Annotated in this window: 7 protein-coding genes; all 7 read left to right on the forward strand. The window is 57.9% G+C overall.

What is annotated here, in order from left to right:
• Positions 1-227 precede the first annotated feature (227 nt).
• The 7 genes from L6639_RS35795 (at position 228) to L6639_RS35825 (ending at position 5,541) form a co-directional block, all read left to right on the forward strand.
• Entirely contained in the window at positions 228-935 is a 708-nt protein-coding gene (locus L6639_RS35795; RefSeq protein ID WP_237866313.1) for a class I SAM-dependent methyltransferase, read from the forward strand.
• 69 nt (positions 936-1,004) lie between these two features.
• A complete protein-coding gene (locus L6639_RS35800; RefSeq protein ID WP_237866314.1) occupies positions 1,005-1,424 on the forward strand; it encodes a GFA family protein in 420 nt (139 codons plus the stop codon).
• Positions 1,425-2,582: 1,158 nt separating this feature from the next.
• Positions 2,583-2,834, forward strand: a complete 252-nt coding sequence (locus L6639_RS35805) for a hypothetical protein (RefSeq protein ID WP_237866324.1) — start codon at positions 2,583-2,585, stop codon at positions 2,832-2,834.
• A complete protein-coding gene (locus L6639_RS35810) occupies positions 2,797-3,375 on the forward strand; it encodes a hypothetical protein (protein ID WP_237866315.1) in 579 nt (192 codons plus the stop codon). Before L6639_RS35805 ends, L6639_RS35810 begins: the two co-directional genes overlap by 38 nt.
• 199 nt (positions 3,376-3,574) lie before the next feature.
• Positions 3,575-3,772 (forward strand): hypothetical protein, encoded by a 198-nt coding sequence (locus tag L6639_RS35815; RefSeq protein ID WP_237866316.1) that lies wholly within the window; start codon positions 3,575-3,577, stop codon positions 3,770-3,772.
• Positions 3,769-4,938, forward strand: a complete 1,170-nt coding sequence (locus tag L6639_RS35820; RefSeq protein WP_237866317.1) for an AAA family ATPase — start codon at positions 3,769-3,771, stop codon at positions 4,936-4,938. The genes L6639_RS35815 and L6639_RS35820 overlap by 4 nt, the downstream gene beginning before the upstream one ends.
• Before the next feature lie 420 nt (positions 4,939-5,358).
• Positions 5,359-5,541, forward strand: coding sequence for a hypothetical protein (locus L6639_RS35825; RefSeq protein ID WP_237866318.1), 183 nt, complete (start codon positions 5,359-5,361; stop codon positions 5,539-5,541).
• The last annotated feature ends 986 nt before the right edge of the window (positions 5,542-6,527 follow it).

A 6,527-nucleotide genomic window follows, 5' to 3' on the forward strand; every position in this document is an offset into this window, starting at 1 on the left:
ATGCGCATGCTACCTCATGTTGAACTCTGATCCAATCTGTGGTCAGTCGCCGTCCCGCGCACCTTCGCTCGCAGCACTGCGTTCGGCGATGGGCACCAGCAGGGTGGCAAGGCTGGCCAGGGCGGTTCGTCGGGTGACCATGAGCGATTTCGCTCGCGGGAATTTTGGATCGAATGCCTCGCGCGCATAGTAAGCTTGCGACGGAATCTTGACGTGAGTCCCATCCGATGATCTCCCATCGTCCCGCCGTGCTCGCCCATGAACGGTTCATTGCCGACCGCGAGAATTTTGCAGGCCTCGACCTCGCCGCGCGTTTTGAGAGGATCGAGCGGACCAATTTGTGGGGAGCTGCGACGTCGGTCTCGGGCCTCGGGTCGGAAGATCTTGCCACCGCCGCGATCCGCGAAGCGCTGCCCGGCCTGCTGCATCGGCTGGGCGCGCGTTCACTCCTCGATGCGCCTTGCGGCGATGCGGGCTGGATCGGCAACATGCGCCTCGACGTCGACTATACGGGCATCGATATCGTGCCATCGCTGATCGCGGCCAACAGTGCGCGCGTGGCGCGAGGCGAATTGCGGGGCCGCTTTTTCGTCGCCGACATCACGCGTGACTCGCTGCCGAGCTGTGATGTGGTCCTGTGCCGCGATTGCCTCGTGCATCTGAGCTTCCGGAACATCGCACGCGCCATTGCCGGCTTTCGTGCCAGCGGTGCGCAATTCCTGCTGGTCACGACGTTTCCGGAATGGGAGGATAACAGCGATTGCGAGGACGGCGACTGGCGGGCGCTCAACATGACGAAGCCGCCGTTCCGCTGGCCGCCCCCGCGCGAATTGATCAACGAGCGCTGCGACGAGGGCGGTGGCGGCTGGCGCGACAAGAGCCTCGGACTCTGGCGGCTGGATGAGTTGCCGGAAGGCACAGCCGAGCGCGCCTGACACGCTCGGCCATCATCGCCGCGGCTTGACGCACAGACATCGAGGCAATGGATGCAAGGAGTGGAGTCAATGATCGACGCCAGATGTAGTTGTGGCGCGCTTGCGCTGTCGCTTCCGGGGCCGACCAACCTGGTCGCGGCTTGTCACTGTCTCGAATGCCAGCGGCGGACCGGCGCGCCGTTCGGCGTCGGCGCTTTCTATCCGGTCGAGGCGGTCAAGATCTCAGGAGCGCCGAAGGAGTATGTTCGCGTCGGCGAAAGCGGCGGCAAGGTCCGCTGTTATTTTTGTTCCGATTGCGGCTCGACGGTGTTTTGGAGGCCCGACAAACTCCCTACGATGATCGGCGTTGCCGTCGGTGCAATCGCGGACCCGAATTTCCCGGCGCCGATCAAATCGGTGTTCGAGCGGTCGAAGCATGCATGGATCGATATCGACGGCACGGACGTCGAGCATCTGCAACACGGCAGCATACCGAAGACTTCAAGCTGAGGGATGCGCATCGAGTGCTGGTGCCGGCTGAGGGGATTGAACCCTGTAGCCGACAAGAACAAAGCGGCATTTTCAGCTTTGGGATTTGGACCGATAGCGCGCCGGTCGGCCGGTCAAAAGGGCGCGGTGAACGGCTTTAGCCGAACAGCCTCCGACTGACATTGATGATGAACCCACCCTGGGACGCCAATAATCGCGCCTATGAGGCCGTACCCAACGGCACCCCAAGGGCCAACCATTAGACTGCCGTAGCAGACCCCAATCCCACAGCACAGCACTGCCATGGCCAGCAACGTCTGGTCATTCTTCTCTTCGGCGCGATGCCGCCGCCGCTCAGCGCGGCTCTGAACGTATGGCCCTGCAGGCTCGCGCGAACCGCAGGTCGGGCAAGCCAAGGCCGAAAAGGAGACCGGGGCTCCGCAGTCGCTACAGTCGGTGAGTTCGGGTTTCATGCTGCGACCTTACGTCCCTCGCGCCATGAACGGCCAGCTAGACCAAAGCATACGGCCGCTCGCCCTTTCCGAACACGCAAAGCGCTGCGGCGCAGAAGCATAGTTGGACAATGCAGTACAATTTCGCAATGTCTTCAACGTCAATTTGGTATCGCGGCTGACGGCAGAATTTCTAGGGCCACCTAGAAAAAACGTTCCGATTTCAGCTATAAGAAGGACAGATAACGCGAAAGAGGATTTCGCGATACACCTACAAAAGTGTGCTGAAATCGGCTATAAGAACTGAAGTAAACGCGTGAGAGAATTTCTGCGGACACGTAGAAAGTCGTCCGGTTTTCTGCTACAAGGGATTTAATGAAACGACTGCTCAGCATTGAGCTAACGCCTTCGCCTCTGTTCGCCATCCCGGCGCCAGAGGCGAAAGTGTTTTTGGGGATAGCGTAGGGCGAGTCGCCCTATGCTTGGGGGAGGAACGAGAACGTAGCCTAGCTAAGGGATAGACGAAACGCGCGGCAATGCGTGAATGATACCGCGTGCGTAATCGCAGCACCGCTCGAATCGGGCGGTAACGGAGTCGTGCGCGCAAATTTCGGAAGGGGAATGTGGGGGAGCGATGAAGAACTAAGTAGCACAGGCAGCGACAGACACAACAAAAGAAACCGTGCCGTGAGAATGCGGCGCGCCACCGATTTGAAAGGCAACGCTTTTGACTGACTATGAATTCGAACTTGCACAAAGACTTCCGGAAGTGCTGTCTCACATCGCAACAGACGGCTGGCGTATTGATGAAGCAACCACCAACGAGTGCGCTGAACGATTCCAAATGAAGGTTCGGTGCAGCGTTATCAGGCCGAACATTCAAGACGGCTGGCCTACCATCGGCACTGCGGGCAGGCTCGTCGGCCACTTCTACATCCACAATGGCGACGATTCAGCCTTCGTTTGCGAACGCGGCTGAGCTCTTCAACACCCTGCTAGGTCGCTTCGATCCAAGGAAGGATTGGAGAGCGAAAGATATTCCGGTGGCGGCCAACGACAATGTAAGTCGCTCCCCAACCGACTACAGAGGCATTCTCAATGCCTGGCGCGGTGCAAATCCGGAGACGGACACTCACATTTTATCACGGCCCTCTCGCAACGTTGCTGAACGGTTTGACGATGTCGTACTTGCAGCTTTGCGCAGCTATCTCAACTTGTTCGAATCGACCGATCCGCTTCAATCTGATGCCGGAAGGATTGCGGATGCCAAGGTGGCTGCACCGGAAGCAGGGCTTGGTGATGCTTTAAGTCCAGACACGCTTGTCGCGCTTGCCGAAGACGGTGTTGAATTTGAAACGAGGCTGATCGGAGCGCCGGAACTTGGTAAGTGCGGCTATTGCAGCCCGCACTTTGTGCGCGAACTGAAAATTCCAAAAGAAGTGCAAACGTCGAAAGATTCTCTGAGAGTGCACACAAAAAGCTGCCATCCCGCGTCGTCTCGTTTCGCGATGAACGAGTAAAGCGGTGGGGTACGACTGATGAAATCAAAGCGCCAACGAAGCTTTCGATACTGAAACAGTTAATGGCCGCGCAATATGGCTTGGCACGATACCTTGCCGAAAGACGGTGCGGCTTCATGCAAGACCAGTGGATTGGCTTGATGCCGGTTGCACTGGGGTCTGTCATATCGCGCCGTTCTCGCGTAGCGGGCTAAGACAGTTGCGGCAAGCCAGAACAGTAGAGTGCAACGATATCACCGTTGCACTGGAGGCGTGGGACTTCGGCTTCGGCGGCGATGAACGCAAGCTGAGCCGGTTCGAGATTGATGACTTTCCGTCATCCATTCGCGGCTACTTTGAGGCTGAGGTCTATTGGCGGATGGCAGTGAGGGCAGCAACCCCGGAGGTTTATCAGTGAATCTTGCAGAAATCTTTCCGGCCGGGACCGCTTGGGTCGATAGTCAAATCTCTAGGCCGAGAACCCTGCAAGCGCCGACAGAGGTGTTAGCGGCACACCGCGAACGTTTCGAGTTCACGTTATTCGATGATGTCAATGAGACAGTTCAAAAGGACTGGCTTGTTAAGGACTTTCTCGGCGCCGACGAATTCACCTTGTTCGTCGCCAAGCCTGGTACCGCAAAGAGCGTGTTGCTGCTCGATATCGGTGCGCATATTGCGGCCGGTATGGAATGGCACGGGCGCAACGTGAAGCAGGGTCTTGTCGTTTTCTTTGCCGCCGAACGCAAGCGAACGACTGAACGGCGGGTTGCGGCGTGGCGTAAGAAGCACGGGCTGTATGGCATCCCGTTCGTTGTAGCTGGCGGTGAGCTGGACATGACAGCCGGGTTGATGGATGCAAAAGCGCTCGGGGCGGCAGTCAAACGGCTTGAAGAACGGCTTGGGCAGAAGTGCGTTCTTATTATCGTCGACACGGTCACTGGGACCTTTGGCGGCGGCGATCAGAACGCGTCGCGCGATATGCAGAGATATATCGCGTCCGTCGATGAACTGCACCGGGCCACAGGGGCGCATGTTGCTGCTATTCATCATAGCGGATGGGAAGGCGACCGTGGCAAGGGGGCTATCGACTTGGACGGCGCGATTGATAGCTCGTTTGGCATCGAGGTCGGCGGCACCGGTTCCGCGAAGGCATTTGTTTTAAAGTGCACGGGGGCCAATGACATGGACGAAGGTGTCATCACTGGCTTCAAGCTAGAATCGGTTTCGCTCGGCAAGGATGCTGAAGGTGACGAGACTACGGCGCCTGTGGTTGTGCCTGCGAAGGTTACGCCGAACGACGGCTCAAACCTCAAAGGGAGTACCGAAAAGGCGTTGGACTCCTTGCGGGCAGTTCTGGCGGAAGATGGTCGCACCCCGCCAGCGGGCTCGCCCGGCTTTCATGAAGGCGTTGTAGCTGCCAATCGTACTGCTTGGCGCAACCGGTTCTATGCTGATACCCTCGCGAATGAACCAAAGATCGGGGACGCCACACTCCGACAGCGGTTTTCGCGAGCCGTCAGCGAGCTTACGGAGAAGAAGCGAATAGCGACAGTCGGTGAATGGTTCTGGGTTTGTGACGCGTGACAGGGTGTTACATTCCGTGACTGTGTCACAGACCAGATTGCGTGACGTGACAGGCCGGGGGTTTATACCCCGGCCGTATGTCACGCTGGTGGGAGGCAAGATTTAGAGAAAAGCTCGAAGGGGGATGGTCATATGCCCAGAACCGGCTGGCGAGGTCGCTGGCGCGTTTTTCGACGTGGCCGGTGTTCGGTAAGGCTCGCTGTCATTTAACGCATCCCGGCCCGCCGCTCCTTGTTTGGCAAAGGCGGTTTGGATTGCTTCCGGCATCGATTCCATGGACGGCAAATCACTCATTGCACGATACGTACGGCTGGCGAGTTTCGAACCGGCTAACCCGGCTATCGAAATTCGGCAGGTGACATCCTATTAAGCCGGAGTCGGTACCGTGCGCGCATTGCACCGAACGGATTTGTTGAAGCCATGGAAAGCAAAGAACTTCGAATGTATATCGAAGGCCAAGAAATTCTACTCGACGTACTCGAACACGACGGCCACAACGTTGAAGCTGAACGCGCGAAGCTGGCCATTGAAAAGGCCAAACTGGCCGGCCTGACCAGTAACCTACGCCAGCGGCTGACTCGCGGCCTCAAGCTCTTCGAGTAGGCGTCTTACGTCCTGTACATGAAGGGCTTGCGTCTCGCGCAACGCATCAAGCACCTTTCGGACAGCTTTGGTGTCATGGCCGTCTCGGTCTAGTCCGGCCAGTAACGCTTCTTGATGTTCGACGAGCCGCCTGCCTTCGGCGGCGCGCCGTTCAGCTTGCTCAAGGTGTTGTCTGATTGTCATCGGGTCCATTGCTGGTAACGCAAGGGAGACGGAGTGGTTCGGCGGATTCTTCAGTGCACTGCAACGGTAGGAACGGCAGTGTCGCCACCGCCTTAGTGAGACATGCGAAGGCTGTATTTTGGCCTCGCGGCCGCAGTCTGCGCTTATGTGTTTCTGGTATTGCGGCTGGGAGAACGTGAGCGACAGGCCGGCGTTGAGCGCCTTGAGAGATATGAAATCCCTCACGATTCACACATTCGGTAGCGCTATGTCTCGGTTAGCGATGCTCACTAACCGCTCCAGCCGGCCCGCCCACGGCCGGTAGCGGCTCACCCGGAGCCCGGTCAAGCGGTTGGTGAGGTCTAGCGAGGCCCGTGGTGTACGGCGGCGCATCGTTGCTCGCCGTCTGAAAAATGACCTTTTCCATCGTAACTGCAGCCGCGATCAAGATAACGGTGAATATGGCGACTGCAAATGTTGCCAATTCGGTCCGACGGCGCTCCATCGAAAACCTCCGCCATGAAATTATTGCACTAACTGTGCCGTAACGCGCTAGCCACGGCCAAGGTTTCATGGCGACAATCAGAAAGGAAACAATGCCATTACGATCCAAACAGGTCAGGCCACCTCAGTGGCGACCCTACGTTAGACCCGGTTTCAAGTCAGACGCCTTCTACAAATCTGCCAGCTGGCGAACCCTACGGGCTGCCTGCCTGCAGCGCGACGGCAACCGGTGCACTGAACAGTTGTCAAACGCCATCCGGAACTGCCCCCTTTGCGTCATGAAGAACTGCCCCCACCATCGGGATTATGATCTCGGTTGA

Source organism: Bradyrhizobium zhengyangense, assembly GCF_022012555.1.
Lineage (GTDB): Bacteria > Pseudomonadota > Alphaproteobacteria > Rhizobiales > Xanthobacteraceae > Bradyrhizobium > Bradyrhizobium zhengyangense.

Excerpts from the sequence above, each read along its gene's own strand:
- L6639_RS35795 (WP_237866313.1), top strand. The coding sequence starts at position 228 with ATGATCTCCCATCGTCCCGCCGTGCTCGCCCATGAACGGTTCATTGCC.
- L6639_RS35800 (WP_237866314.1), top strand. The coding sequence starts at position 1,005 with ATGATCGACGCCAGATGTAGTTGTGGCGCGCTTGCGCTGTCGCTTCCG.
- L6639_RS35810 (WP_237866315.1), top strand. The coding sequence starts at position 2,797 with ATGGCGACGATTCAGCCTTCGTTTGCGAACGCGGCTGAGCTCTTCAAC.
- L6639_RS35825 (WP_237866318.1), top strand. The coding sequence starts at position 5,359 with ATGGAAAGCAAAGAACTTCGAATGTATATCGAAGGCCAAGAAATTCTA.